This window comes from Microcoleus sp. S13_C3, assembly GCF_036700905.1.
Classification (GTDB): Bacteria; Cyanobacteriota; Cyanobacteriia; order Cyanobacteriales; family Microcoleaceae; genus Microcoleus.
Genome location: NZ_JAUBPT010000011.1, coordinates 39,215 through 66,030 on the forward strand (window position 1 = coordinate 39,215; position 26,816 = coordinate 66,030).

Annotated in this window: 32 protein-coding genes; 20 read left to right on the forward strand and 12 right to left on the reverse strand. The window is 45.4% G+C overall.

Going from position 1 to position 26,816, the window contains the following annotated elements; genetic code table 11:
- Window positions 1-327 precede the first annotated feature (327 nt).
- Entirely contained in the window at window positions 328-990 is a 663-nt protein-coding gene (locus tag QUA16_RS05170) for a Uma2 family endonuclease (RefSeq protein ID WP_333102087.1), read from the forward strand.
- Window positions 987-1,319, forward strand: coding sequence for a hypothetical protein (locus QUA16_RS05175; protein ID WP_333102085.1), 333 nt, complete (start codon window positions 987-989; stop codon window positions 1,317-1,319). The genes QUA16_RS05170 and QUA16_RS05175 overlap by 4 nt, the downstream gene beginning before the upstream one ends.
- Window positions 1,320-1,472: 153 nt before the next feature.
- On the opposite strand, the gene QUA16_RS05180 is transcribed toward QUA16_RS05175, so the two are convergent.
- Window positions 1,473-2,405, reverse strand: a complete 933-nt coding sequence (locus QUA16_RS05180; protein ID WP_333102084.1) for a LysR family transcriptional regulator — start codon at window positions 2,403-2,405, stop codon at window positions 1,473-1,475.
- A gap of 390 nt (window positions 2,406-2,795) precedes the next feature.
- Between QUA16_RS05180 and QUA16_RS05185 the strand changes: the two genes are divergently transcribed.
- The 7 genes from QUA16_RS05185 (at window position 2,796) to QUA16_RS05215 (ending at window position 6,372) form a co-directional block, all read left to right on the forward strand.
- Window positions 2,796-2,960 (forward strand): hypothetical protein, encoded by a 165-nt coding sequence (locus QUA16_RS05185; RefSeq protein ID WP_333102083.1) that lies wholly within the window; start codon window positions 2,796-2,798, stop codon window positions 2,958-2,960.
- A gap of 105 nt (window positions 2,961-3,065) precedes the next feature.
- Window positions 3,066-3,332 (forward strand): hypothetical protein, encoded by a 267-nt coding sequence (locus QUA16_RS05190; RefSeq protein WP_333102082.1) that lies wholly within the window; start codon window positions 3,066-3,068, stop codon window positions 3,330-3,332.
- A 191-nt stretch (window positions 3,333-3,523) separates the two neighbouring features.
- A complete protein-coding gene (locus QUA16_RS05195; RefSeq protein ID WP_333102081.1) occupies window positions 3,524-4,612 on the forward strand; it encodes a tetratricopeptide repeat protein in 1,089 nt (362 codons plus the stop codon).
- Between the two features lie 115 nt (window positions 4,613-4,727).
- A complete protein-coding gene (locus QUA16_RS05200; RefSeq protein ID WP_333102080.1) occupies window positions 4,728-4,889 on the forward strand; it encodes a hypothetical protein in 162 nt (53 codons plus the stop codon).
- A 105-nt stretch (window positions 4,890-4,994) separates the two neighbouring features.
- The gene (locus tag QUA16_RS05205; protein WP_333102079.1) at window positions 4,995-5,192 is read left to right on the forward strand and encodes a hypothetical protein; all 198 of its coding nucleotides are present in this window, start codon (window positions 4,995-4,997) and stop codon (window positions 5,190-5,192) included.
- Entirely contained in the window at window positions 5,167-5,439 is a 273-nt protein-coding gene (locus tag QUA16_RS05210; protein WP_333181040.1) for a YgiT-type zinc finger protein, read from the forward strand. The genes QUA16_RS05205 and QUA16_RS05210 overlap by 26 nt, the downstream gene beginning before the upstream one ends.
- 423 nt (window positions 5,440-5,862) lie before the next feature.
- Window positions 5,863-6,372: an N-acetyltransferase gene (locus QUA16_RS05215; protein WP_333102077.1), complete on the forward strand. Its 510-nt coding sequence runs from the start codon at window positions 5,863-5,865 to the stop codon at window positions 6,370-6,372.
- Between the two features lie 97 nt (window positions 6,373-6,469).
- On the opposite strand, the gene QUA16_RS05220 is transcribed toward QUA16_RS05215, so the two are convergent.
- Complete coding sequence (locus tag QUA16_RS05220; protein ID WP_333102076.1) at window positions 6,470-7,288, reverse strand: ATP-binding cassette domain-containing protein; 819 nt, start codon at window positions 7,286-7,288, stop codon at window positions 6,470-6,472.
- A gap of 539 nt (window positions 7,289-7,827) precedes the next feature.
- Here QUA16_RS05220 and ssuE point away from each other — a divergent pair.
- Together ssuE and QUA16_RS05230 are read left to right on the forward strand one after the other, a co-directional pair.
- A complete protein-coding gene (gene ssuE / locus QUA16_RS05225) occupies window positions 7,828-8,385 on the forward strand; it encodes an NADPH-dependent FMN reductase (protein ID WP_333102075.1) in 558 nt (185 codons plus the stop codon).
- Between the two features lie 33 nt (window positions 8,386-8,418).
- Window positions 8,419-9,453: a sulfonate ABC transporter substrate-binding protein gene (locus QUA16_RS05230; protein ID WP_333102074.1), complete on the forward strand. Its 1,035-nt coding sequence runs from the start codon at window positions 8,419-8,421 to the stop codon at window positions 9,451-9,453.
- A gap of 164 nt (window positions 9,454-9,617) precedes the next feature.
- On the opposite strand, the gene QUA16_RS05235 is transcribed toward QUA16_RS05230, so the two are convergent.
- The 4 genes from QUA16_RS05235 to QUA16_RS05250 form a co-directional block, all read right to left on the reverse strand.
- Entirely contained in the window at window positions 9,618-10,025 is a 408-nt protein-coding gene (locus QUA16_RS05235) for a 2OG-Fe(II) oxygenase family protein (RefSeq protein WP_333102073.1), read from the reverse strand.
- Window positions 9,976-10,623 carry a 2-oxoglutarate and iron-dependent oxygenase domain-containing protein gene (locus QUA16_RS05240; protein ID WP_333102072.1) on the reverse strand — a complete coding sequence of 216 codons (648 nt, stop codon included), beginning with the start codon at window positions 10,621-10,623 and terminating at the stop codon, window positions 9,976-9,978. The genes QUA16_RS05235 and QUA16_RS05240 overlap by 50 nt, the downstream gene beginning before the upstream one ends.
- A 36-nt stretch (window positions 10,624-10,659) precedes the next feature.
- On the reverse strand, window positions 10,660-11,052 hold the full coding sequence (locus tag QUA16_RS05245) for a carboxymuconolactone decarboxylase family protein (protein ID WP_333102070.1): 393 nt from the start codon (window positions 11,050-11,052) through the stop codon (window positions 10,660-10,662).
- A 195-nt stretch (window positions 11,053-11,247) separates the two neighbouring features.
- Window positions 11,248-11,850, reverse strand: a complete 603-nt coding sequence (locus QUA16_RS05250) for a carbonic anhydrase (RefSeq protein WP_333102069.1) — start codon at window positions 11,848-11,850, stop codon at window positions 11,248-11,250.
- Window positions 11,851-11,988: 138 nt separating this feature from the next.
- Here QUA16_RS05250 and QUA16_RS05255 point away from each other — a divergent pair, with 138 nt between their 5' ends.
- The 7 genes from QUA16_RS05255 (at window position 11,989) to QUA16_RS05285 (ending at window position 17,792) form a co-directional block, all read left to right on the forward strand.
- The gene (locus QUA16_RS05255) at window positions 11,989-12,114 is read left to right on the forward strand and encodes a hypothetical protein (RefSeq protein ID WP_333102068.1); all 126 of its coding nucleotides are present in this window, start codon (window positions 11,989-11,991) and stop codon (window positions 12,112-12,114) included.
- A 35-nt stretch (window positions 12,115-12,149) separates the two neighbouring features.
- A complete protein-coding gene (locus tag QUA16_RS05260) occupies window positions 12,150-12,353 on the forward strand; it encodes an FAD/NAD(P)-binding protein (RefSeq protein ID WP_445305405.1) in 204 nt (67 codons plus the stop codon).
- A 102-nt stretch (window positions 12,354-12,455) separates the two neighbouring features.
- Window positions 12,456-13,502, forward strand: a complete 1,047-nt coding sequence (locus QUA16_RS05265) for an aliphatic sulfonate ABC transporter substrate-binding protein (protein WP_333102067.1) — start codon at window positions 12,456-12,458, stop codon at window positions 13,500-13,502.
- A 288-nt stretch (window positions 13,503-13,790) separates the two neighbouring features.
- On the forward strand, window positions 13,791-14,618 hold the full coding sequence (locus QUA16_RS05270) for an ABC transporter permease (protein WP_333102066.1): 828 nt from the start codon (window positions 13,791-13,793) through the stop codon (window positions 14,616-14,618).
- A 52-nt stretch (window positions 14,619-14,670) separates the two neighbouring features.
- On the forward strand, window positions 14,671-15,423 hold the full coding sequence (locus QUA16_RS05275) for an ABC transporter ATP-binding protein (protein WP_333102065.1): 753 nt from the start codon (window positions 14,671-14,673) through the stop codon (window positions 15,421-15,423).
- Between the two features lie 275 nt (window positions 15,424-15,698).
- Window positions 15,699-16,520: a class I SAM-dependent methyltransferase gene (locus tag QUA16_RS05280; protein WP_333102064.1), complete on the forward strand. Its 822-nt coding sequence runs from the start codon at window positions 15,699-15,701 to the stop codon at window positions 16,518-16,520.
- Between the two features lie 63 nt (window positions 16,521-16,583).
- The gene (locus tag QUA16_RS05285; protein ID WP_333102063.1) at window positions 16,584-17,792 is read left to right on the forward strand and encodes an acyl-CoA dehydrogenase family protein; all 1,209 of its coding nucleotides are present in this window, start codon (window positions 16,584-16,586) and stop codon (window positions 17,790-17,792) included.
- A gap of 87 nt (window positions 17,793-17,879) precedes the next feature.
- Here QUA16_RS05285 and QUA16_RS05290 read toward each other — a convergent pair whose 3' ends face one another.
- A complete protein-coding gene (locus QUA16_RS05290; RefSeq protein WP_333102062.1) occupies window positions 17,880-18,548 on the reverse strand; it encodes a cadmium resistance transporter in 669 nt (222 codons plus the stop codon).
- Between the two features lie 218 nt (window positions 18,549-18,766).
- Here QUA16_RS05290 and QUA16_RS05295 point away from each other — a divergent pair, with 218 nt between their 5' ends.
- A complete protein-coding gene (locus QUA16_RS05295) occupies window positions 18,767-20,053 on the forward strand; it encodes an aliphatic sulfonate ABC transporter substrate-binding protein (protein WP_333102061.1) in 1,287 nt (428 codons plus the stop codon).
- 121 nt (window positions 20,054-20,174) lie between these two features.
- On the opposite strand, the gene ssuC is transcribed toward QUA16_RS05295, so the two are convergent.
- From ssuC to QUA16_RS05320, 5 genes are all read right to left on the reverse strand, one after another.
- Window positions 20,175-20,960: an aliphatic sulfonate ABC transporter permease SsuC gene (ssuC, locus tag QUA16_RS05300; RefSeq protein ID WP_333102060.1), complete on the reverse strand. Its 786-nt coding sequence runs from the start codon at window positions 20,958-20,960 to the stop codon at window positions 20,175-20,177.
- Entirely contained in the window at window positions 20,957-22,135 is a 1,179-nt protein-coding gene (ssuD, locus tag QUA16_RS05305; protein ID WP_333102059.1) for an FMNH2-dependent alkanesulfonate monooxygenase, read from the reverse strand. Before ssuD ends, ssuC begins: the two co-directional genes overlap by 4 nt.
- A 22-nt stretch (window positions 22,136-22,157) precedes the next feature.
- Window positions 22,158-23,240, reverse strand: a complete 1,083-nt coding sequence (locus tag QUA16_RS05310; RefSeq protein ID WP_333181041.1) for a sulfonate ABC transporter substrate-binding protein — start codon at window positions 23,238-23,240, stop codon at window positions 22,158-22,160.
- A gap of 275 nt (window positions 23,241-23,515) precedes the next feature.
- On the reverse strand, window positions 23,516-24,571 hold the full coding sequence (gene metX, locus QUA16_RS05315; protein WP_333102057.1) for a homoserine O-acetyltransferase MetX: 1,056 nt from the start codon (window positions 24,569-24,571) through the stop codon (window positions 23,516-23,518).
- A 3-nt stretch (window positions 24,572-24,574) separates the two neighbouring features.
- Window positions 24,575-25,873, reverse strand: a complete 1,299-nt coding sequence (locus QUA16_RS05320; protein WP_333102056.1) for an O-acetylhomoserine aminocarboxypropyltransferase/cysteine synthase — start codon at window positions 25,871-25,873, stop codon at window positions 24,575-24,577.
- Between the two features lie 345 nt (window positions 25,874-26,218).
- Between QUA16_RS05320 and QUA16_RS05325 the strand changes: the two genes are divergently transcribed.
- The gene (locus QUA16_RS05325) at window positions 26,219-26,755 is read left to right on the forward strand and encodes an OsmC family protein (RefSeq protein WP_333102055.1); all 537 of its coding nucleotides are present in this window, start codon (window positions 26,219-26,221) and stop codon (window positions 26,753-26,755) included.
- Window positions 26,756-26,816: the final 61 nt, after the last annotated feature.

The window sequence follows — 26,816 nt, forward strand, 5'->3', positions numbered from 1 at the left end:
GGAACAGGCATCTTGCCTGTTCAATAATAATTTGTTAGTTGTGGAACAGGCATCTTGCCTGTTCAATAATAATTTGTTAGTTGTGGAACAGGCATCTTGCCTGTTCAATAATAATTTGTTAGTTGTGAAACAGGCATCTTGCCTGTTCAATGTTCCATAATAATTTGTTGTTAGTTGTGGAACAGGCATCTTGCCTGTTCAATGTTCAATAATAATTTGTTAGTTGTGGAACAGGCATCTTGCCTGTTCAATAATATTTTGTGTGTGGAACAGGCATCTTGCCTGTTTCTTTGTTATTCTAGAAATATCATAGCTGGAAGTAAACATATGATTTCTGTTGCACCGATCGCACCACCGTTACTCATAGGCGAAAAGCGAGTAGTGTTGAGAAATATTACTTGGCAGGGTTATCAACAACTGCTACAGATTTTAGGCGATAACCGAGCGGCTACATTGATATTCGACCGGGGAATTTTAGAAATTACCATGCCTTTAGAAGAACACGAATTTTCAGCACGCTTAATCGAACGACTGATTATTATTTTAGCTGTAGAGCTAGGTTTAAAAATCAAAACAATGGGTTCGACAACCTTGGATCGATCGGACTTAGAGCGCGGTGCAGAACCAGATAATGCCTATTACATCCAAAATCAGCCCCTCGTAGCCGGTCGTACAGTAGATATAGCCACAGATCCGCCACCCGATTTAGTCGTCGAAGTAGATATCACCCATACTGATATTGATAAGCCAGCTCTCTATGCCAGTATGGGAGTACCGGAGTTTTGGCGGTACAATGGTAGAGAATGGCGAATTTATCAGCTAGAGAACGATGAGTATTTGGAAGTATCTGTCAGCCCCACTTTTCCGATCGTGCCCAAAGAAAAGCTCTACGAATTCTTGGCAGCAGCGCAGCTAGATGAAGTAGAAGCGGAGGTGAATTTCCGCAACTGGGTGAGAGAGATGACGAATATTAATACAAGTGGAGGATGAAAGCAATGCAATATAGCGGTAAATGGCGCATCACAGAGATGGCAATGTGGGATAGTGATTACTTGGACATGGAAGTTGAAGCCTATATCGAGATTGATGAAACAGGTTCAGGAGAATTTCAATTCGGTTTAGTATCAGGTGAAATTGACGGCGAAGTCGTAAAAGATGGAAAGGATCAGCGACTTGAGTTTACATGGGACGGTAATGACGAGAACGATGCTGCATCTGGTAGCGGTTGGCTCAAATTAAAGGATAAAAACTCGGTAGATGGTCGAATCAAATTCCACCAAGGCGACAGTTCTAGTCTTGTTGCAAAGCGCATGAAATAGGCAATCAGCGATCGTACTATTTTAGACCATTTTTTTTAACCGCAGATGAACGCAGAAAAACGCAGATAAAATCCCATCTGTGTTCATCTGCTGATATCTGCGGTAACAAAATCCCAATCTCACCAATAACCAATAACAACTGACTTAAGTTTATCATGAAGGATTAATCGGAAACTCACCCTCACTCTCAACATCTATCACACTTGTAACTACATCCAAAAAGGCAAACACGGCCGGAACTAACAGCGCATCCCTCAAAACAGCCACCCCAATTACCCTTTCAAAATCCGCAGGTAAACTGCAAACTTTCACCGAAGTAGGTATCGGTTCCGCCGCCAAACGCGGCAGAATTGCTGCACCCAAACCTTGCATCACCATACTGACAATAGTTGAATCTTCGCTGAGTTCGTAAGCGATATTTAAGGGAAACCCCGAAGTTGTCAAATATTTTCGCAGCGGTACAGAACAAGCATTTTCCACCGGCTGCAAAATCAACGGATAAGCCGCTAATTCTTTCCAGGTAATCTTAGCACTTGACAATTTGGCAGTTGGCGGCAGCAACACAACATATTTATCCCGCAAAATTTCTCTAGTTTCAAATTCATCCGAGATGGGAAGAGAGACAAAACCGATGTCTGCTTTGCCCGATCGCAAAGCCTCTTCCACAGCTTGGGTATAATAAACTTCGGCAATGCTGACCGTAATTTTGGGAAAGCAACTGCGAAATTTAGCAATAATACCCGGTAGGATATGAGTTGCGACACTCCGAAAAGTAACTATCCGTACCTGGCCTCCCTGCAAACCTTTTTCTAAATCCGCTTCTTTGACCATCATTTCTAAGGCGCAGGCTATTTGACGCCCGTGACTCACTACCCTTTCCCCCACTGGCGTCAGTTGAGCACCGTGTCGCCCCCGGTGGAACAATTGCACTCCCAATTCTGTTTCTAAAGAGGCGATGGCGTGGCTGACGGCGGATTGGGACAGTTCCAATTGCAAAGCCGCCTCGCTAAAGTTTTCACAGTCTGCTACAGCTATCAAAGCTTGAATCTGAGAGAGTTTCATCCGCCGCGTATTGATTTCGTTCATAGCGTTTGTGCCAGTAGTACCCAAATTGTCACAAGGGCTTCGATATATCGATTTTATTCATACAACCTATGCAAGCAATGCTTTGATTGTCCATTGCCCCAGAGTTAAGGTTAATTTATCAGGTAACAGATAGACTTTTACAGGGCTTGCACGACAACGATATTGTGCTGTAATTGCGAGGACGTTATTGCAGCTAAAAGCTATTTTTTGTAATTTTATTGGTGCAATCTTTGTAGGAGTTATCACTTTAAGGTGTTGGCTATGTCTACTTACAACAGTCGCATAAACCCCCGAATAATGATGTTTTTTTTGATAGCCGAGCGAGCTAAACCGTCCGAAAAACATAAAGGGCTATCTCTCTTTTCAGCTATAAAAAAAATTGGGCAGTTTTTGCTCTACCTCATTTCTAGTGAGGACGAACTGAGAATTTGGCAGACGTGCGATCGCTATGGTAACACTTGGTGGCACGGTTGCGATCGGGCGTCTGGCCGTTCTACCTGCGTGGCGACGGATGATGAAATGCGCGCTTGGCTCGATCGGCGTTATTGCCAATAGTAGTGTGTGGGTTGCGTGGAAATGAAGTGAAATACAGTCCTCAATTAGCAATTACCAATTAGCAATTACCAATTAGCAATTACCAATTACCAAGTAGGAGATGCTATGCTTCAAATATCTTCCGAATGTGCAGCGCCAGATCGCATTATTCTGATGGAAAACGAGGTATACAGATTGCCTCAAACTCATCGAGAAATTCAAGTTTTGTCAGGAATTGCTTGGATCACGGTTGACCAACAGGACATCATCTTGCAAAGCCCTGAAAAAGCATCGCTTCCACCCAGCAAAAACTTTGCTGTCATATCCGCTCTCAACAATATGCCGCTGATTATGGCAGTCTGGCAAGACAAAAACCCAGTCATGGGATTTTAGATTTTAGATTTTAGATTTTGGATTGAAGAATTGGGAATGACTGATTGTGTATGGGTTTGAAGCACGGGTCTACAGTTGCCTTCTTTTTTGAAACTGGTATCAGAACCTAGCGATTGAGAAAAAATTCGGCAGGAACACCCGAAAAAGCTCTATCTTAATAGTTATCACTTAGCTATTGGAGGACTCGATCGGTGCACTGCCGCTCTTATCACTTCAGCTATCTCGCAGCTATAAGTATTGTCTTATCGCCCGCACTCAGCCTGCTGGCAATTTCAGACGCCTGGGCTTATGCCCCAATTATAAATGCGAGGCGCGACCAAGCGAGCGATTCCCTACGGGATAGCTTCGCTTTACACGCTCAGGCAACTGACCCCAAAACGCAAGCAGACCAACTTTTTGAAACAGGAGTAAAACAGCACCGCGAGGGTTTGTTTCGAGAAGCAATCGAGACTTTTGAGCAAGTTTTGACAATTCGCAAGCAACTAGGTGACAAATCGGGAATCGGAGAAACCCTCAACAATATGGGGGAAGTTTATGGCGAAATGGGTTTGAGGCCCAAAGCTTTGGAAGTTCTGCAGCAAGCTTTAGTCATTCACCGAGAAATCAGCGGAGGGCGTCGTACCGCGCGCACTCTCAATCTCATAGGTTTCGTCAACCGGATTGGGGACAATTTTTCCGAAGCGATGAAACTGCACCAAGAAGCTTTGGAACTGGCCAAAACTACTGACGACAAAATTGAAATTGGAGAATCTCTCCACAACATCGCGGCCGTGTACGCAGAACAGGCAGATTACGCCAAGGCGATCGAATTTTACCAACAAGCGCGGACGATTCGCACGGCCGCCGGCGATCGGCGCGATTTAGGCCGTACCCTCAATAACATGGGCGGCGTCTACTACAACATCGGCGACTTTAATAGAGCGATGGAATTTTATCACCAAGCTTTAGCAATTCGCCGGGAAATCGGAGACCGGGCTGGCGTCGGCCGCCTCCTCAACAACATGGCACTTACCTCCCGCAAACTAGGCAAAGATACTCAAGCGCTGATCTATTTTCAGCAAGCAATACCGATGTTAGAATCTATCGGTGACAAGACAAGCATCGGACGCTTGCTCAACAATATGGGCGCCATTCATGAAAGTCTTGGTCAATATCCTAAAGCTCTCGAATCCTACGAGGGAGCTTTAAAAATTGCCCGCGAGGGCGGTGATAAAGCCGGAGAAACTACAGCGAGGGAGGGCATTAAGCGATTGTCTTCCAGTCAGCGTGTACCGCAATAAGAGTAGTTAGTAAGTCGGGTCGAAGGAAGTAAAACCAGATATTTAAGAAAGTGAAAATGATAGATTTTTGAACAATAACTTGCTATGATTGCCGGGATGTAACATTAATCAGCCAGTGCCCCGCAACGATATTGACCGTATCAGAGAGAAAATTCGCCTCCGCCAGTACGATATGTCATCCCACGCAATGGAAGAAATGGCTGAGGACTTGCTGACTATCCTGGATGTAGAAGATGCGGTTCTGAGCGGTCAAGCGATTTTAGATTTTAGATTTTAGATTTTAGATTAAAGAATTGAAGCATTGACCCCACGGATAAATACGTTCGGCAAGTTTCATCGGATACAGGTTTTTTATTTCACCGGTCCTGAGTCTGCTTTCGGAATGAATCCGGGGGCTTGTATCCTGGATGCTTTGGGTCAGATTATCCGGGTTGAAAAAGACGACCCCAGAGGTACAAAATATGTAGTAGTGGGGACAGCACTGGATCGACAAACACCTGTTGGAGTGGTTGGACGTTTCGCTAGTAACGGACGTTATCTAATCATCACGGTTTATGAAGTCACTCAACTTAATGGCTAATTGTATGTATAAATACAGATGTGAGTATTGCGAAGGAACCGTTCAACCCCGCACTGTCAAGCGCGAGGCATTCAAACATAAAAATGGATTTGTCATTCTTGAAGATGTGACCATCGGTGTTTGCGATAACTGCGGCAATCGATACTATTCAGCCGATATTCTTCATGCGGTTCATGCCGTTGCAACTGGAGCGAGATTGCCTGAAAGAACCGAACAAATTCCGGTTACTCATTTAGAATCAGCATAACCAGTGGAGCGCTTTAATTTCATTAAAACGCTGTGACGATAAAGGAGACTGTCCGGGCGTGAAGATTGGAAGCGATGGGAGCATCTCACTTATGCAGCCCTCCGCTAGAAATTGGAGCCCGGAGTCAGGAGTCAGGAGTCAGGAGGAAAGAAGAAGGAGGAAGAAGGAAGGAGGAAGAAGGAAGGAGCCATTATAAGTGTTTTTACAAATATGAGATGCTCCCGAAGCGATCGACCGACTTTGGCGACGATTTGACATTCATCTGCAAGTCGTTGTATAATTGGTTTGCAAAAATATATAACTCAAAAAGAGGAAAAAGGCTTCAGGAGCACTATAATTTGATTAATATCGCTCTCGAAAGATAGAAACAATTTCTGTAGTAATTTGTCTGCAAGCTCGGCTGCACAACAATTAATCTAAGCTATGAATATTCGTACCGAAAAGCCCGAAGATGTAGAAGCTGTTCGCAACGTTAATATTGTGGCATTCGGACGAGAAAATGAGGCAAATCTAGTCGATCGACTGCGGGGAATTGGATCTACATTTTCATTCGTGGCCGTGCAATCCGATCGCATTGTCGGACACATTTTCTTCAGTCCGGTTGTCGTCGAAGGCAAATGTTCTAGGAATTTGTCGATTCTGGGGTTGGCGCCAGTCGCAGTTCTACCCAACTATCAGCGGCAAGGTATCGGAACGCTGCTGATTCGGGAAGGTTTAAAAGAGTGCGGACGATCGGGATTTCAGGCAGTAGTTGTGCTTGGTCATCCAGATTTTTATCCGCGTTTTGGGTTCATTCCTGCTAGTAGAAAGAGCTTAAAATGTGAATATGATGTGCCCGATGAAGCTTTTATGGTTTTGGAGTTAGAAAGTGGATCTTTGCAGGATTGCAGCGGAACAGTGAAGTATCGATCGGAGTTTAGTCTATGCGAGTGATATCAAATCCCGGTGCATCGGATTAGCTGACGAAGAGCTCGCGAGTCAGAAAAATTCTTAAACGAGCGCCCATATCTGAGTTAACTTGGTAGATCCGTTATCCGTATTTACTTATCTTTACATAGTGGGGTTTTTTGTACCTACCTATTGCAACTTTCTCTGCATCTTTGCTACTTTCTTTTTGACCCATAACGCGCTGCAAAATCGCCTCTACTTTCGCAGCAAATAGAGAATTTCCTCTCTGCCTCGGTCGTGGCATATCAATAGAACAGTCCATTGCAATCTGACCATTTTCTATTAAAATAACTCGGTCAGCTAGCACCACTGCTTCTTCTACGTCATGAGTGATCAGTAGCGCGGTAAATCCTTTTTCTTGCCATAAATTTTCTAACAATTGCTGCATCTCAATGCGAGTCAAAGCATCCAACGCGCCCAGGGGTTCATCAAGCAGCAGTAAATGAGGTTCGCAGGCAAGGGCTCTTGCTAAAGAAACTCTCTGCTTTTGACCGCCGGAGAGTACCGCCGGCCAATCGTTAGCGCGATCGCCAAGCCCTACCGCGTGAAGCACTTGCATCGCTTTGTAGTGCGTGTTTTCTTTGGCCGTGAGTAGCCCTAATTTCACATTTGCCACCACTTTTTGCCAAGGTAGTAGCCGTGCATCCTGAAACATCATTGTCACTTTAGAGTTGAGTTTGCGGGACGGCTTTCCATCTAGAAAGACAGTGCCTTGAGTGGGAACTTCTAGTCCGGCGATTAAGCGCAGTAAGGTACTTTTGCCACATCCGCTGCGACCTACAATTGCTACAAATTCTCCGGGATTTATTTCTATGTTGATATCCCGCAAAATTTTAATATTTCCAAATGACTTCTGGAGTCCTACTAATTCTAGACCTATTCCTGAGAGTGGTGATTCCATTCTAAAAAACCTCCATATCGCGATCTATGCCACAGGCTCAAAACCTTTTTGGCTGTCAAAGGTGGCTGTTGAGCAAATGTCAATTCGTCTCCTACTCATCGGTGGTGGTGAATAGCAGATTAGCATTTATAAATTTAATCTACGGCAACTCTGTCAAGTTACAGGAGTTTCTGATTAAACAAGATTATTGCATAGGTATCTACAAAAAGCAAGATAATTTTTCGCCGAACTTCTGCGGCTTTGATCAATAATTGTTCAGAACAAGCAAACCCTGTTCCTGTAAAGGTTCTGTTTTTGAGTCCGGTGAGATTATGCTGTATTTGGGAGAAAAAACCTGACAGTTGATTCCCGCCGAGATTCGCGATCGCGCACAATTTACATAAAAGTTATCAAACTTTACATCTCAACTTACTTGCTTTTTAAAATTGACTGTGCTAGCTTACTCTATAAAATACGGTAAATCTACAGATTTACCGTATTTACGAGCCACACCGTAAATCGTTCAATTTTAAATGAGTCAAAAATAGGAGGACTATTAAATGCCTAATGTTGTTGCGATCGCAGGTAGCCCGTCTCATCCATCCCGCTCCTTTGCCGTGCTGGAATACGCCCGCCGCGCTGTCGAGAAAGAGGGACTGAGTACGGCCTCTATCAACGTCCGCGATCTCCCGCCAGAGGTATTAATTTACGGACAATTCGCGAACCCAGACTTGAAAGCAGTCAATGATTTAGTAGTAGAAGCCAAGGGCATAATCATCGCCACACCTGTTTACAAAGCAGCCTACACAGGCGTACTCAAAGCTTACTTAGATTTGCTCCCGCAGAAGAGTTTAGCTGGTAAAGTTATTCTCCCCATAGCCACCGGAGGTACGCTGGGTCACTTATTAGCAATTAACTACGCCCTCAAACCAGTGTTATCCGAGCTGGGCGCTAGTCATATCTTGGCTGGTGCCTATGTTTTAGACACGCAGATCCAAAGTTATGACGAAACAAGCGTACAACTTGAACAGGAAACAGAACAAAGATTGCGATCGCAGTTGCAAGAGTTTGTTGGTGCCCTGCAAATTGGCAAACCCGAATTAGTTGGAAGTCTCTGATCGGAAAGTTACCAACAAACAATATTATTGTTTATGCTCAAAAGACTGATTTCATTCCTTGCTCAATTATGGCGATCGCACCTTTCCCTAGCAGCGCTATTTCTATTGGGAATCAGCTTAAATTGGGCGATCGCCGCCTGTAACAATACTCCCACCCCTACCAGCTCTGCAAGCCCCGCCACTTCCCCCACAGCAACGGCAGCTAAGGTAGTCCGCATCGGCCATCAGAAATTCGACCCCTTCACCCTAGTCAAAGCTAGAGGCGGGTTAGAGAAACGCTTGCAGCCTCTAGGTATATCCGTTGAGTGGAAAGAATTTCAGTCAGGCCCCCCGATGTTGGAAGCGCTAAACGCCGGCAGCATCGACATCGGGCGCACCGGGGACGCTCCTCCAGTCTTTGCCCAGGCTGCTAACGCACCCCTGCTTTACATTGGCGGTAGCGCCCCCAAAGACCGCAGTTCAGGTATTTTAGTTCCTGCTAATTCACCAATTCAAACCCTTGCAGATTTGCGGGGTAAGAAAATAGCTTTTACAAAAGGTTCAAGCGCCAATTACCTGTTAGCAAAAGCACTGAAATCCGCAGGGATAAAATGGACTGAGATTGAGCCTGCCAACCTGACACCAGCCGATGCCAGAGCTGCCTTCCAACAAGGTAACGTAGATGCTTGGGTAATTTGGGACCCGTTTTATGCAGCAGCTCAAGCGCCAAGAGATGTTCGTGTTGTTAAAGATAGTAAAGGACTAGCAGCTAACCGAGATTTTTACTTAGCTAATCGCTCATTTGCTCAGCCGAATGTCAAAATCATTGAGGCAATTAGAGAAGAAACTCAAGCAGTAGCGACTTGGGCTGATGCGAATCCCGCAGAAGTAGTCAAGATTCTCGCTCCCATTCTGAAAATTGATGTTTCTATCTTAGATGTAGTGACTCGACGGCGGACTTATGGATTTGAACCGATCCAAGCTGATATGGTTGCCGAGCAACAGGAAATTGCGGATACTTTTTTTGAACTCGGCTTAATTCCCAAGCAGATCAAAGTTGAAGAAGTAGTTTGGAAACCCGGTAATTAAAAATCCATGCTTGTGGGTAAATGTTGGATACCGAGGCAGCGATTTCTTTTCCTAGTTCCGATGTCTTAACAATAGATACATTCCTATTCGATTCGATGCTGAGATGGTTCCTAAAATGCCGAGTTCCGAGCCTCTAATATCGTTTAATAAATCCAGGTGACTGTTTACAAAACTTCCTGGCGCAATTGGGGAAAAACCTTTGCAACTTTGTTGAGGATATAATCGCCGTAAGTGCCGCGAAACTCGTGAACTCTGGCTTTATCCCAACGTTCGTTCTTGTCATCATGGACGATCGCTCCCTTGATTTCGATCGGGTGGAGTTCAGCATTGAAATTGGGATCGAAGAAGAATGGAAATGAGAGGCGATCGCGTCCTGACACATTCTTGACTCGATGAGGAGTAGAGCGATAAAGCCCACCTGTGAGGCGATCGAGCATATCGCCAATGTTACAAACAAACGAGTTGGCGATCGGGGGAGCATCAATCCAGCCTGATTTTGTCTTCACTTGCAACCCACCTAAATCATCCTGCTTGAGAATCGTGAGCAAACCATAATCGGTATGCTCTCCCACTCCCCAGGATTGCCCTTGCGGATTGCTTTGTGGTGGATAGTTGAAGATGCGAAATAAAATCAGGGGATCTGTCGCAAGTGCGATCGCGAAAATAAGAGGCGTCTTCGTTCAAACTCAGGGCAATTCCAGCCATTACTGCGTGACCCAGTTGAGTCATCACCGCCAGATATTCTAGTATTGTTTCGCGAAAAAGAGGAATATCTGGAAACAGGTTTGCTCCGTGCATGGGAACGCCCGCTTGAACAGCCGGATGGGTTTGATTCAATTGAGATCCGAAATAAATTCCTTCTTTCAAATCTGGTTTACCATTCGTCAGTTCACCTCCAACCGGAAAGTAGCCGCGCCATGCCCGACCTCCCAGCGCCATCCGAATTTGCATTTTGGTTTCTAAATCTAGAGCAAAAAACTGACGGATCAGTTGCTCCAAACGGTTTTGCAAGCCTTTGTCTACACCATGCTCAACAATGTAAAAAAAACCTGTGCCGCAGCAAGCTTGTCGGATTTGGTTTACAACAATATCTAGGGGATTATCCGATACCAGCGAACTAATATCGATAACGGGAATCTGAGAAACATCTACTGTTAATTCAGTTGCCATAGAGAGGGATTATAAGTCGTTAAGATTGAACGCCTTTTATAATTTGAATTGTTCATCCACCGGAATTTGATAGCCATTTGCCAGTCGATTGGTAGCGTTTGCGGTTGCCACGATCGCCATCAGTTCCCCAAATATGGCATCATCCATTCCCTTGGCTCGCGCTCCGGCTGTATGAGATGAAATGCAGTATGGGCAATTATTTGTAACGCTGACAGCAATGTAGATTAACTCGCGGGTCAGGGGATCGAGTTCTCCCGGACCCGTCATCACCTCCTTCACATTCTGCCAGGTACGTTGCAGGGTAGGCGGATGGTTGGCGATCGCTTTCCAAAAGTTGTTGATGTACTCGGTTTTGCGTGTGGCACGAATGTCGTCATACACTGCGCGTACTTCATCATTTGCGTCTTCGTATTCAATCAAATGGCTCATAAGCTGTTGTGCATTTAAATTGTATGTTGAGGGCGGGCTTTCTGGCCCAACCCCTACTCCCCACAAGAGTAAAAATTTATTTTACCATGCAATTTAAATGCGGATTAGCTTAGTTGCAATAATGGTGATATCGTAAAAAGCACTAATTCCTAGTTGAGAAAACCGCCAAGCATTCTGCATTTTTGCGATCGTCCATTACGATGACGCGATAGCTGGAACTGTTGCTCGACCGACTTCAGTTGCGCTGGGGACTTCAATCAATTGCCCTGTTTTCACATCGTAGATAAAGCCATAAATCGGAATGGTTGGTGGTACAAGGGGATGGTTGCGAATTCGTTTGACATCCACAAACACGCTTTCTGCCAAATCTTTGAACGTTAACCAATCGACAAATTCACCTTCCGTCGAACCCGAACCCTGCCCTACATCTCGCCAACCGTTTTCCTCGATTACAGCAGTTTCCAGGCTGTTTGTCAATAGTTCTCGGATGATGCTGTCGGTAAACAGTTGCATTCCACAATCCGTATGGTGAATGACGAACCATTCACCAGTTCCCAATAGCTTGTAGGAGATTACGAGCGATCGGATTGCGTCATCGCTTGCCCGTCCTCCAGCGTTACGGATGACATGGGCATCCCCTTCTGCCAGCCCAGCATATTTTGCAGGATCGAGGCGAGCATCCATGCAGGTCAGAATGGCAAAACGACGACTAGGAGGCAGGGGCAAATTGCCTTTCTTGCCAAAGGTCGCAGCATATTCCTGGTTAGCAGACAGCACTTCTTGCAGAACTTGACTCATGCTTGAATTTTCCCAAATTGTTGAATTATGATTGCAAGCAACCTTAAAATACTGTATCTCGGTAAGCAAACCGTATTTTACCACTATTACCGTTATTAAAATGTTCCTATAGATATCTTTTCCATCTTGAGGGCAGTGATGGCAACCCACGACCATATTCTGCAAGCGATCGGCAAAACACCGTCGATTTGGGGTGTCCGTCAGTTAATGACTGCGACAACTTCAAATACCGAAAATACTGACAAGCCGAACTCTTCTATTTGATGTTGATATGGTTCCGACGATACTGATGATTTCTGATACTCCAACAACGATCGCGCGCGACTGTCGGTGCTGGCTTTAGTGGTTCTTTAGTAGCGACTCACCTGTTAAAAACAGCTAACCGCCCCTTGCTAATCAAGCTGATTGAGCGCGAGCGTCATATTGGCAAGGGAGTTGCCCATAGCACCACCAACAGTCCAGTTGGTCTTTTAACCCTTGATCTTGAGTGTGCCTTGCTGTAAGATAAAATTCAGCTATACTACGGTAAACCAATCGATTTATAGTATAAACTACGTAAGTCCTAATTTAACGAGACATTCACCAGGGAGTTGAGGAGACGAATCATGAGCAAGTGGTTGGCCATTGCCAGACGTAGGTTACTGCTATTTTTTATTTCTGGGCTGTTTCTAGCGCTATTAGTCAATGCCTGTAATTCTTCCTCTCCTGGAACTGGCACTACAGCAGCATCGCCAGGCTCATCTCCTACGGCAGTTCCTGCGGTAGTACGTTTAGATTATGCCTACTACAATCCTGTCAGTCTCGTGCTGAAAGAGAAAGGCTGGCTGGAGGAAGACTTAGCCAAAACCAATATCAAAGTGGAATGGGTACTCAGTCAAGGTAGTAACAAGGCATTAGAGTTTCTCAATGGCAGCAGCATTGATTTTGGCTCGACTTCTGGTGCTTCCGCACTGATTGCAAAAGCCAATGGCAATCCCATCAAGTCTATTTACGTTTACTCGAAGCCCGAATGGACAGCATTAGTAACTACGGCGAATTCTTCCATTCAAAAAGTCGCCGATCTAAAAGGCAAGAAAGTTGCAGCAACGCGCGGAACAGATCCGTTTATTTTCTTGTTGCGTGCCTTGGATCAAGTCGGTTTGACTACCAAAGATGTGGAAATTGTGCCTTTGCCCCACGCTGACGGTAAAGCTGCCCTTGAGAAAGGCGATGTCGATGCCTGGGCTGGTCTCGATCCCTTTATGGCACAGACAGAAGTAGAAAAAGGCTCGAAACTCTTCTTCCGCGATCCCAAACTAATTAGTCAAGGCTTTTTGAATGTCCGCGAGGCATTTGCCAAACAATATCCTGAACAAGTTAGTCAAGTGCTAACCGCCTATGAGAAGGCACGGAAATGGGCGATCGCAAATCCTAGTGAACTCAAGCAAGTGGTGATTAAAGCATCAAAGCTGACAGAAGCGGTAGCAACTAAACAATTAGAGGAGCGAACCGATATATCAAACTCATCGATTGGTGACGAACAAAAAGTCGTTATTAGTGCGGCTGGGGATGTCTTGAAAAAAAGCGGCGTGATCGAGGATTCGGTTGATGTCAGTACAGTAGTTAACAATTTAATCGATCCGCAGTATGTGGCAAAGGTTGCCAAATTATAAGTAAAAAATATCTGCTGTGGATATACACCAAATCACCAACGCACATCGAAAAATTAAAAGTTATATCATGTCCGGTCGATTACCCCGATTCCTGTAGGGGCGGGTTCACCAATAATATTTGCCAAAAACGGACTATCTCCAAAACCCGCCCCGGCCTATGTATTATGGGCGATCTATCGGACATGATATTAAAAGTTAAAAATCAAATTAATCATTATTTTTAATTTGGCATTTTTAATTTTTAATTCCGCCCCAAAGCTATCTACGCAGGACAGCCAACACTAAGTTATGGAACAAAGACTTGCGAACGCAATCCCAAATGCACAAACAGCTAATATTTGGCGACTTCTCAGTCGTCTGGGCAGAGCAAAAGGCTTGCTCTTGCCAGTCTTTCTCTTAATGTTGTGGGAAAGTCTGTCTAGGTTTGGCTTGGTTGCTCCTAACTTGTTACCTGCTCCCTCAACTATTCTCACAACAGTTTGGCAGCTCGGTGTAGCAGGGGAACTATGGCAGCACATCGGCATTACACTCTATCGGGTTTTTGTTGGCTTCTTGATTGGTACATTTTTGGCCACTATTCTAGGAGGATTAACAGGCTATTCTTGCCTAATTCACGATTTACTCGACCCACTTTTGCAGTCACTCCGTAACATTCCTTCCCTCGCATGGGTGCCACTATTTATCCTCTGGATGGGAATTCATGAGCCTTCTAAAATTGCTCTGATCGCCGTTGGAGTCTTTTTCCCCGTTTACTTAAATCTCATGAGCGGCATTCACAATGTCGATCGCAAATTGGTTGAGGTTGGCAAAATCTATAGACTTAATGATTGGCAGCTCATCAGTCGTGTGTTCTTGCCCGCGACATTGCCTGCCTACATTGTCGGTTTGCGAAGTGGCTTGGGTTTGGGCTGGATGTTTGTCGTGGCGGCTGAATTGATGGGAGCCAGTCAGGGCTTAGGCTTCCTATTGATCGATGGGCAAGCGACTGGACGACCCGCCATCACCCTCGCCAGCATTCTCTTGTTTGCGATTTTCGGAAAAGTGACTGACTCAATTATTGGCCTTGCATCACATTGGCTACTCCATTGGCAGGATGTTCACGCTTCCAACCATTAGTTCAAAGCATTAATTTCAAGCATTCATTCAAAGCGCCAAGGAGGAAACATATATGCTACTCATCGAAGGACTACATAAGCGATTTAAAAATGGTTTGGTAGGATTGGAGTCTATTAATTTAACTGTTAATCGCGGCGAGATTGTTAGTTTAATTGGTACGAGTGGTTGCGGCAAAAGTACACTTTTACGGATTGTTGCCGGATTAGATCTGCCAACGTATGGAGATGTGCAAATAGACGATATTCGCATTAACAAACATCATCCAGAAATGGGTGTAATATTTCAAGAACCTCGGCTGATGCCTTGGTTAACCGTCTGGGAAAATGTGCAGTTTGGTTTGCATCATTTACCGAAAGATGAACGCAAGGCACGGGCAAGTGATGCTCTAGTTAAGGTTGGATTACAAGATTTTGCTCGTTTGCTGCCGCGCCAACTATCAGGAGGAATGGCTCAACGGGTGGCGATCGCGCGTGCTCTTGTTACTAATCCTTCTATTTTATTGCTAGATGAACCCTTTAGTGCTCTCGATTCCTTTACTAGAATGCAATTACAAGATCGTCTGTTAGAAATTTGGCAATCCGATCGCCAGACGATGATTCTTGTCACCCATGATGTTGAAGAAGCACTGATTTTAAGCGATCGCGCGATCGTCATGCGTGGCAACCCTGGACGCATCCATCTAGAGCTAGATATCGATCTTCCCCGTCCCCGCAGGCGTACCGATCGCGATTTGCAATATTGGAAAGAAAAATTATTGAGTACCTTAGATTTATCCAATACGCAAACTGTTCCCTTAGAGGTTTAAATCCCAGGCTGAGATCGCAATCAACATCTAAATATAGGCAAGGGAAACGCCGCTCCGATCTCTCGCCCTGAGCGAAACCCAAGGGCTGATATCTAATCCGTTGACATCGGAATTATTCTCTCTCTCTTCTCTTTCTCTGTGTCCTCTGTGCCCTCTGTGGTTTAATCATTCCGATACAACCGGAATTGATAGGACGCACCCGACAATCGTTTGTTAAATGTCGAACAGCTTATCTCCAAACCTAAATCCTAACTCAGCAAAACTTGACTTCAATCATGACTACTAAAATACTCCCAAGCTACGATCCCACTCTCTTTCAAGGAGCGATTTCTTATTACCTGCAATATCGACCGCGCTACCCAAATGCTATTTACGATTTAATCTCACAGGAATTTCAATTAGATGGGCAAGGCAAGCTTCTCGATCTCGGCTGTGGGATTGGCTTGGTAGCGATCGCCTTACACGATCGATTTCAATCTGTTTTGGGTATCGATCCCGATCCAGAAATGCTCGAAGTTGCCAAGCAAGAAGCTAAACTGGCTCATGCTTCAAATATCGCTTGGGTAAGGGATTTAGCAGAAAATATTTCCCCGGCAATTGGTACATTTTCCCTTGTCACCATTGGTCGTGCTTTTCATTGGATGGATCAAGAACTGGTGCTACAGCGTAGCTACGATCTGCTCGATCGCACCAGTAACGCTAATAGGGGGATAGCGATTATTCAAACTGAAAAAGATATTTGGTCCAATGACTCTGTTTGGGCACAAAATGTGCTAGCTACGATCAAACGGTGGCTAGGAGAAGAGCGGCGTGTGGGATCGAGTAGCGTTCCTTTGCTCTACAAGTCGGATTTAGAAGTTTTGGATCGATCGCCATTCGTTCGGATTAAGCGCCATAAGATTGACTTTCAAAAACACTGGACGATTGATAATTTTATTGGTTATCTCTACTCCACTGCTTACTGCCGTCGTGATTACTTTAATGGCGATACTTCTGTATTTGAAGCGGAAATTAAAGCAGCAATTCTCAGTGCCGAACCTTCAGGTCAGTTTGTTGAAGATGTACCGATTTCTGTTTACTTGGGTTTTAAGGACTGACCAACCTCTAGGAATCCTAAATCATTTGTACCTCATTATTTCCCTCAATTTTGTATCATCAATATGAAAACATCCCTTGCAGACTCGAAAAGCACAGCACAACAAGACAGCAAGCAAGATTATGTAGCGATCGCGAAATCACTTGGTCAAGAATTTGCTGCTACTGCCATCGAACGAGATCGTGTTGGCGGTACGCCAAAGTATGAACGCGATCGCATTCGTTCTAGCGGTTTGCTCGGTTTGATTATTCCTAAAGAATATGGCGGTATTGGCGAAACGTGGATTACTGCACTCCAAATTTCCCGCGAGTTGGCAAAGACTGATAGTTCTCTAGCTCATGTTTATTCCTATCACCATTTAGGGGTGGTTATCCCGCATCTTTTTGGCACGGAGGAACGCAAGGCACAGTTCTACACAGATACGGTGACAAACAATTGGTTCTGGTGCAATGCCCTCAATCCCCTCGATCGCCGTGCCACTTTAACTCCTGATGGTACAGGCTTTTTACTGAACGGTACAAAAAGCTTTTGTTCTGGCTCTAAAGATTCTGATATCTTACCCATCACTGCTGTTCGTCAAGATACCTCCGAACTCACGATTATTGTAATTCCCACTCAAAGAGAGGGAATACAAATTCATGACGATTGGGATAATATGGGGCAACGTCAAACCGATAGCGGTAGTATTAGTTTCGACCAAGTGCGCGTTTATGACTCGGAAGTGTTTGGCGATCGCACCCGTGCTGATATTCCTTTCCGTACTTTACGAGCTTGCTTGACGCAAATAAATCTTGCCCATATTTATTTGGGTATTGCGGAAGGAGCATTTGCTGCTGCCAAAGACTATACTTGCACCGAAGGACGACCCTGGTTGACTTCCAATGCTCCTAGTGTGACGCAAGATCCCTACATTCTGAAACACTACGGAGAAATGTGGGTCGATCTGCAAGCGGTTAGCAGTTTGACCGATCGAGCCGCCGCCCTTCTGCAAGCAGCTTGGGAAAAAGGCATAGATTTAACCACAGAAGAACGTGGAAAATGCGCGATCGCGATCGCAACGGCAAAGGTTGCTGCCACAAAAATTGGTTTAGATGTGACTACTCGCATTTTTGAAGTGATGGGGGCGCGTGCTACCACCAGTAAATATGGTTTCGATCGCTACTGGCGTAATCTGAGAACGTTTACGCTACATGATTCTGTTGACTATAAAATTCACGATCTGGGTAACTGGGTACTCAACGATCAGCTCCCCAATCCCAGCTTTTATACGTAAAAAACATCTAATGATTGATACATTCTGTCATCTCTAAACTTGCAATCTATGGTACTGTTGCCTAGATTTTTTAAATGCCTTTGGCTATCAAGTATTAGGTAGAAAAAGACGATAGGATTCACTGTCCATCAGAATTCTGAAACCCAGCCACATCAGCACGAAGGGGAAAAACTTGCTCGCATAACGGCTGAGTACCAAAGCAATACCAGGTAGATGGGTCAGAGTATAGGACATAAACAGCCAGCAGCAAATAATGAGATAGCAAACGGGTATAATTACGGACAGATTTTGGATTGAGCTACTCGCAAACAAAGGGATATAAATCCCTAGATTGTTGCTGCCGTTAGCAATCGTGACCGAGGAGACGCGATAGGTCTGCGGATCGCGGATTACATCCCAGAGCGATGGCTTTCTAGAATCAAATCCTCGGAATTTAGAGTTTCTTTTCAGATTGGCTGACTTATCTTCGGCTGAATCATCCTTATTAAGATTGAGCAAATTGTTCAAGCCAATCAGTATCGGCAGAATCCCCAGTAGACCAGTCCAAGTGGACGGAATCACTAGCCCCAGTAAGAAACCAACCAAACTTAGTATCACCAATACCGTGAACCCTAGAAGCTCACCAACCACAACGTGCTGAGGGCGAAAAGTACGATTAACCTCACTGAAGAAAGCCGTCAGATAAATATTGTCGTCAAACGTTGTTGCCACAGCAGCAGCTAGCCCGATCTTAATTGTTTCAATTAACCAGTCCATTACCATCCCTCACTGACCACCTATCCGATCGCCGAAACGAGCGATTCCTCAACCATTGTATAAATTACCACAATATCAGTAGGATAATGTGGGTATCCCCTATTGGGGTGTAACGAGCGAGCCAATCTGGTAGTTTATGTATCAAGCGGTGCTTTGACTCGATCCCCCATCTTCAATTCCTCCAGCGTCCATCACCTGTGTTTATCAAAAGAGTCGTTATGATTAGCCGTTTGATTGACCATCGGCCTAAAGGCACAGGTCAAAATATCTTACGATCGCTCAGATCGGTTATTCCCAGATCGCTTGCCTATCGGTTTGCAGTGCGATTTTGCCTCAGTCTTGCCACGATTTTGGTCTTGAGTCTGGTTTCTGACAGTCATGTTGTTGCCGCTTCTGCCTCTGGCAATGTACTCTCCCCTCTAGTCAGTCAGGTAAATCAGACCACACAACCTAAATACTCAACAACTCGGGTACTGGAAACTGTGGGACTGTTTGTGGGAGGCATCATTTTCTGTATAGTTTTGGATCGCTGGTTTTCTAAGCGTTCTGCTCATTCGGGCAATACACCATTAGCTGAGCAAGCGCGGCGGCTCAAGCAACTCAAAATCGGTTATCCAGAGGGTATGACAAATCTGGAAGTCCTGCGTGCTCAAGGTTTGCTCGAAAGCCGTTTGCGACCATTTGGGCTGAGTGTTACTTGGACAAGCTTCTTATCAGCTTCTGCTCTGATAGAAGCATTAAGCAATGGGACGATCGATTTCTGCGGCGGCGGTGGTACGGCCAGCATCTTCTCGCAAGCAGCAGATCATGTGTTTGTGCGGGTGGCTAAAGAAAAATATACTGCTCCCAAAGGTCAAGCGATTCTAGTACCAGAAGATTCGCCAATTCAGACGGTTGCCGACCTGAAGGGTAAAAAGATAGCTTTTGACAAAGGCTCAAGCGCTCATTATGTGCTGGTGCGAGCACTGGCAAAAGTGGGATTAGAGTTTAGTGACATTGAGCCAATTTATCTGACCCAGCCACAGGCGCTGCCCCTATTCCGCGCGGGTGAGGTCGATGCTTGGGTGATTTGGGTTCCCTACACAACAACTCAAGTCCGAAGTGCTTATCCAGGGCGCTCCATTGCAGACTTAGAGAGCATCTTTGGTGACAAAGCCTCTTTAGAAGTTCCGACCTATTACTACGCGATTCCAGAGTTGGTACGCGACTATCCCGACTTGCTCAAGGTGATTTTAGAAGAGGTAAACGAAGCTGGAGCTTGGGCTAAGAAACAGGAATTAGAAGCTACTGTGCGATTGGCAGAGCATCATGAAATCGATCCATCCATTGTAGAAATTTTACAGCAACGTAGTGCCGAACGCGCTATTATCCCGATCGACGACCAATCGCTTACGGCCCTACAGCATCAGGCAAATATATTTAAAGATTTAGATCTAATTCCTGAGCGGGTGAATGTGAAAGATGGAACCTATAGCTTGCAGACTAAGCAAAACTGGACTTATTAATCTGACACTCCCACCAATAAAAAGGGTGGGCTTTCTGGGTTATTAGCTGTAATTTATAGATGAACTAAGAAAGAAAAATGGGACACTCTCATCTTTCTTTCTTATGGCTTCTTGTTTTTACCTAAGCTGGCTGATAATTGGGATGCCAAGCAAGCCATTTCTCTTCTAACTTTCTGGCGATCGCATCGGCAAACTTACCCAACAAAGCATACATAATAATGCTCAACACCACCACATCAGTTTGCAAGAACTCGCGAGCATTCATTGCCATGTAACCAATACCAGAATCCGCAGCAATTGTTTCTGCGACAATCAGCGTCAGCCACATAATCCCCAATGAATATCGCACGCCTACCAAAATTGAAGGCAAAGCCCCAGGCAGAATAACTTGCCACAAAAGAGATGTAGGACTCAAACCATAAACTTTTCCCATTTCAATCAATCCGGCATCGACGCTGCGGATGCCATGAAATGTATTGATATACATGGGAAAAAACACACCCAAAGCCACCAAGAATAAGCGAGCTACATCGCCAATTCCAAACCATAAAATTACTAGGGGAATTAAGGCGAGGTGGGGAACATTACGAACCATTTGTACAGAAGTATCTAGCAGCTTTTCGGCGATTGGAACCAGACCATTGACGAAACCAAGAGTCAAACCAATTCCTCCGCCGATGAGGAAACCAACGACGGCACGCCAAGCACTAATTCCGATATGGTGAAACAGTTCCCCGGTAATTGCCAATCTAACTCCTGCACTTAAAACACCTGTTGGTGCGGGTAAAACTCTTGTGGAAAGCCAACCCACCTGCACCAATAATTGCCAGCTAACAATCAGCAGCATTGGTACAATCCAAGGGATTACCTGCTGAAAATAGGGGTTTTTGAGCCATTTTGTATTCATGACGCACTCGTAGGAATAACTTGTTGGTGGAGAAACTTTTCGTTGGCAACAATTTCGCCAAAAGGACTAAACATTTGCGGTTGATTTACAGTCGGTTGGTTCTTCAACGGCAAGCGGGGGAATAGCAATTCAGCGACTCGATACGCTTCTTCTAAGTGGGGATAACCGGAAAAAATGAAAGTTTCAATCCCCAATTCGGAATATTCCAATATTCGCGCAACAACGGTATCGGGATCTCCCACTAAGGCAGTACCGGCACCGCCTCTGACTAACCCAATTCCCGCCCACAAATTGGGGCTAATTTCTAGAGCTTCGCGGTTGCCTGCGTGCAGTTGAGTCATCCGCTTTTGCCCTTCAGAATCCATTCTGGCATAAGCTTTTTGGGCGGCCGCGATCGCATCTTCATCGACATATTTAATCAATCGATTTGCATCCTCCCAAGCCTCGCTTTCAGTTTCGCGTACAATGACGTGAAGGCGAATCCCAAACCGCACAGTCCTACCATATTCTGCTGCTAAATTTTTCACACCTTCAATTTTTTTTGCCACTTGTTGCGGCGGTTCTCCCCAAGTCAGATAAACATCAATATGTTTTGCTGCAATTTGTTGTGCGATCGGCGACGAACCGCCAAACCATAACGGAGGATAAGGAGTCTGTACAGGTGGAAATAGAACTTTTCCGCCCTTAACTTGGAGATATTCACCGCTAAAATCGACTTCTTGCTCTCGCAGATTAGTCGAGTTACTTCCTTCAAGCATTGCCCTCCAGACAGTCAAGAATTCATCAGTCAATTCATAACGTGCGTCGTGACTCAGATGCACTCCATCTCCCGCTAATTCAACCGGATCGCCGCCCGTAACCACATTAATCAGCAAGCGCCCGTTAGATAGCCTATCAAAGGTTGCTGCCATCCGTGCTGCTACCCCAGGAGACATTAATCCCGGACGAATTGCTACTAGAAAACGCATTTTTTCCGTTACAGACATGAGAGAAGAAGCCACTACCCATGCGTCTTCGCAAGAGCGTCCCGTCGGAAGTAGAGCGCCCGTAAATCCTAAATGGTCAATGGCTTGGGCGATTTGCTTTAAGTAGGACAAACTGCCAGATCGCCCTCCAATTCCGCTCGCTAAATACCGTCCGTCTCCGTGAGTTGGGATAAACCAAAATAATTCCATTTGCCTTAGTCTCCATCACTATTTATTGTTTAGTTACCTGAGCGACTTCACTAATTTTGACCTGTTTGGGAAGCAGCTTCAAATCCAAGAAAGTATCAGCAACTTTTTGTTGATAAGTGATGACTTCCGCTGTAATGGGCTGCACGCCGTAAGGCCGTCTCCGTGCAACTTCCTCTAAAGTTGGAACGTCAATACCAAGAGCGGGAGATAGCAGTTTTGCCACCTCAGTTGGTTGAGCCGCCGCCCATTCATCGATTTTTTGAAGTTCCTCTAAAATTGCCTTAGTCCGGTCAGAATATTGGTCGTTAAAAGGTTTAGCAGCTAGATAGAATTCCCGATTAGCTACAAGCCCTTCTCCATCCTTAAGAACGCGAGCGCCGGTGGCTCGTTTCGCTACTGTAAAAAACGGATCCCAAATCGCCCAAGCATCAACGCTACCTTGTTCAAAAGCTGCCCGCGCCTCTGCTGGCGGCAAGTAAATAGGCTGAATGTCGCTATATTTTAATCCGGCCGCTCTTAATGCTTCTACTACTAGGTAGTGCACGTTTGAACCCTTATTAAATACAACTTTTTTGCCTTTCAAACCAGCGACATCTTGAATGGGAGAATCTTTCGGTACTAAGATAGCTTCGCCTTTAGGATTAGGAGGCTCGTTAGCAACATATACCAATGGTGCGCCAGCGGCTTGTGCGAAAATAGGCGGTGCTTCTCCTGTATGACCAAAGTCAATACTGCCTGCATTCAAAGCTTCTAGTAATTGAGGACCAGCGGGAAATTGAAGCCACTGTACAGAAGTGTTTTGAGAGGCCAAACGCTTCTCTAAACTGCCTCGTGATTTAAGGATGCTTAGAGTTCCATATTTTTGATAGCCAATCCGAATTACATTGCTCTGTTGTGAGTTAGAACTAGCCACCGATGTGGTAGCAGAAGTTGGGGCTGTAGTTGTATTTGTTTGCTGAGTAGGAGCACAGGCGGAAACTGTCAAACTCAAACTGAAGCCAATTGCAAAAAGTAAAGCAAAGGTCTTGATAGAACTATGTTTGAGTTGGCTCCCAAAATGCCTCAATTTAGCTAAAAATGGGCTCTCTCTTAATCGGGTTAACACTGTGCCTTCCTATATTTCAAGTATTGAAAACCCAGAAATGCGCTCGCCATGTAAAAGCTGAGCTAATCATTATTGAATCGCAAACTACAATAAATCGACCGATATACCGTAGTTAACTCTGACAAGCCCCTATTATTCCACAGATGGCTTCAAAAATGCAAGCACATTCTGTAGATTTTTGTTTCTATTACTTCTCTAGTTGCTTACTTGATTAATATTCGCGGGCAATATATCAGTTGGGCCCACAGGAGAAAAAGTAGCCTCTAACACTGCTGCTATCTGTATAAAAAGCTGACGACCAAACTGTTGAGAATATCCATATCAATTAGGAAGGCATCATGGCCATGAGGAGATTCCAGCCATTGTAGTTCTGCATTGGGAATCAGGGCTGCCAGTTCTTCCTGCTCAACGGGTGGATATAGGATGTCCGAATTAATAGCGACAATCAGGGCGGGCTGCTCAATACTGCTCAAAACCGTGTGATAATCCCGATCGGCACGGGTTAGATCGTGGCTGTCCATAGCATGGGTCAACGTGATGTAGGTATTGGCATCAAACCGTTCAATCAATTTTTTGCCCTGGTAACGCATATAATCCATGATCGCAAATGACTCAGTAACGCGATCGGACTTAACCTGTCGTCCGAAGCGAGCTGAAAAATTAGCCCAGGAACGGTACGTACTCATAGCAATCATGCGGGCCACAGCCAGCCCCCGATCCGGTTGTTGTTTCGCGCTATAGTAACCATTCTGCCAGTTAGGGTCAGTATAAATAGCCTGCCGTTGGGTTTCGCTAAACCCAATGCACCAGGCCGAGTGGCGACCGGGGGTGGCAATCACCGCGATCGCCCGGACTCGATCGGGATAAAGCAATGCCCACTCCAGCACTTGCATACCACCGAGAGAACCACCAATCGCTAATTGTAGCGATCGCACGCCCAAGGCTTCCAGTAAAACCCCTTGCAACCGCACCATATCCCGAATCGTAATCCCAGGAAAGGTTGGGCCATAAGCTGTCCCTGTTTTAGGATTGATGGAGGTCGGCCCAGTTGTTCCATAACAACTACCCAATATATTGCTGCAAATAATAAAACTGCGATCGGGATCTAACGCCCGTCCTGGCCCTAAAAGGGGTTCCCACCAAATATCCAGATCTGCCCAACCAGTTAGAGCATGACAAACCAACACAGCATTATCTCCAGCCCCATTGAGCTGTCCCCAAGTCCGATAGGCCACCTGAACTCCAATCAAATCTTTACCAGACTCCAGCTCAAAGGGTTCTGGGAGTTGATAAAACTGGCTTTGGGGGGAAATGAACTGCTGATAATTCATCTGCTAAACCTCGGCAAAGGCCTGCTCAAAATCGCCTTTAATATCGTCGATGTGCTCTATTCCTACCGATACCCGAACTAAATCAGGGCTCACACCAGCCGATCTCTGTTCCGTGTCTGTGAGTTGCTGGTGGGTTGTAGATGCGGGATGAATGACCAGTGTTTTAGCATCTCCCATATTCGCCAAATGGCTTGCCAGTTTCACCTGGTTGATAAAAGAGCGACCGGCATCGAGCCCCCCCTTGATACCGAAGTTCAGTACACCGCCAAAGCCATGTTGTAAATACTTTTTAGCCCGCTCATGGTAGGGATGTTCTGGTAATCCCAGGTAGTTTACCCATTCCACCTTGGGATGTTGTTTGAGCCACTGGGCCAGTTCCAGGGCGTTATCTACATGACGTTGTACCCGTAGGGAAAGAGTTTCCAGTCCCTGTAAAAACAAAAAGGCATTGAAGGGACTCAGAGTAGGGCCTAAATCCCGCAGTCCTTCGACTCTGGCACGAATAATGAAGGCAATATTGCCCCATGAGCCTTGAGGGCCAAAAACTTCTTGGAAATTGAGGCCATGATAGCCCGGAGCTGGTTCTGTAAACACAGGAAACTTGCCATTTCCCCAGTCGAACTTGCCGGAATCAACGATGACACCGCCGATTGAGGTGCCATGTCCGCCAATCCATTTAGTTGCAGACTGCACCACGATATCAGCACCGTGTTCGATGGGACGGATGAGATAGCCTGCTGCACCAAACGTATTGTCTACAATCAGGGGAATGCCATTTTCGTGAGCAATATGAGCTAGGGCGGCAAAATCTGGCACGTTAAATTGGGGATTACCGATCGTTTCAACATAGAGTGCCTTGGTGCGATCGTCGATCGCCTGCCGGAAATCCTCTGCCTCATCGCCATCCACAAATTTGACCTGAATGCCCAGCCGAGGAAACGTCACTTTGAACTGGTTGTAGGTGCCCCCGTATAAATAGCTGGTGGAAACAATGTTATCTCCCGCTTGGGCAATATTGGCGATCGCCAAAAGCTGAGCTGCCTGACCGCTAGATGTTGCCAGGGCCGCAACACCCCCCTCCAGAGCGGCAATTCGCTTTTCAAACACATCTGTTGTCGGATTCATGATCCGGGTGTAGATATTACCAAACTCTTGCAAGGCAAAGAGGCGCGCCCCATGATCCGCATCATTAAAGACATAGGAGGTTGTTTGATAAATAGGCACGGCACGGGCATTGGTTCCCGGAGCAGGTTCTTGCCCAGCATGAACTTGGAGGGTTTCAAAACGATAGGGTTCTGTCATTTGCTGTAAAATACTTAAACTTCATCGATTTACCGTATTTTCTGGCTTGCAAACAAGATTCTACAGATGCACATCGAGTAAGTCAAGTTCAGAAATCATTTTTTAAGTTAATTCGGTGGCAATCCCCCTGTGGTTGCCTCTCTGGTTGCTTCAGTTCCAACAAAATGCGATCGCCTAAAGATTGACATTCTTTGGAATCTATGAGATTCTTACAAAATACGGTAAACCTACTGAGTCACCGTACTATACATGGTCTACCTATGCTGTCAGTTGTGACAGCTACTGGAAGGAAAGCTGTGTAACTAATTCCGCGGCAATTGGATAGATTGTTCTATTTCCTTGATTATGACTGAAGTAACTGTTTCAACACAAACCTCTCTGCGCCCAGTTAGCAAGGCTGGCTTAGAAAACCTGGCAATAACGGCGAAAGCCAACCCAAATACGATCAAGTCATTAAAAGTCAAAACAGTCTGTGAAGGGCAGTTTCGTAACTTGAACTATGTACGAGACTTACCAGAGCACGTCATTGATGAACCACCAGGCTTGCTGGGACAAGATACAGCCCCTAACCCCTCAGAAGCATTACTGGCAGCACTAGGGTCTTGCCTATCTGTGGGAATTCATGCCAATGCGATCGTGCGTGGCATTACTCTGACCAAGCTAGAACTAGAACTAGAAGGCGACATTAACATCACCGGTGTTTGGGGAATCGGCGATTTATCAGAAAAGCGTCTTGGCTTTACAGATATTCGCGTCAAAGTCGATTTAGAAGGCGATGCCAGTCGCGAAGCCTTAGAAGCTCTAGTTGCTCACTCTAATAATTGGTCTCCTGTAGCCAACACACTCCGCAACCCTGTCAATTTAGCAGTATCCCTTGCTTAAACAAGCTTGCTTCGCAGTGGATATATCCTGCAAAAAACTGGGTTTCTGGTCTTAGTCAACG